This is a genomic window from Verrucomicrobium sp. 3C, from assembly GCF_000379365.1.
Classification (GTDB): Bacteria; Verrucomicrobiota; Verrucomicrobiia; order Methylacidiphilales; family Methylacidiphilaceae; genus Methylacidimicrobium.
The window spans coordinates 233087-233555 of the sequence record NZ_KB901877.1; the positions used below are offsets into that span (position 1 = coordinate 233087).

Sequence of the window (469 nt, forward strand, 5' to 3'; positions counted from 1 at the left end):
GGGAGGCGGTCGGCTACAGCGCCGGCTACAGCCGCCATCGGGCCGATTTTTACCTGCCCAATGACCGGCCCAAGCGGCTCTGGCTGCGTCCTCTTTCGGCGCAAGCGCGGCAAAGGTTACGGGCGGCCCAATTACCCGAAGAGTGCCGCGTCGGTTTGAGCGCGAGGCCCTCGGGCACGCTGCCGGTCAACGCCCAACAGCTCGAATCGTTGCTGGAGGTCTTTTGGAAAGCGCCCGATCCGCGCATGAAGAACGCCCACTATCCGGTCGGATCGGTGTTGACCTTGATCGCGATGGCGCTTTTAGCCGGGCGGCGGGAGATCGCCGAGATCGCCCGTTTCGCCACCAGTCTGACTGAAGTGCTCCCTAAAAATCCGACCAGTGGTTAAGCTAAGAAAAGGAAGCCACTGGAATGATAGAGAAGACAAGCAAGCGGACGCGTCGCCGGCACAGCGCGGAGTTCAAGGCC

Annotated in this window: 1 pseudogene; it reads left to right on the forward strand. The window is 62.3% G+C overall.

The window, feature by feature from the left end:
* A pseudogene (locus tag A37A_RS17670) lies at positions 1 to 389 on the forward strand (hypothetical protein); the annotation flags it as partial.
* Between the last annotated feature and the right edge of the window lie 80 nt (positions 390 to 469).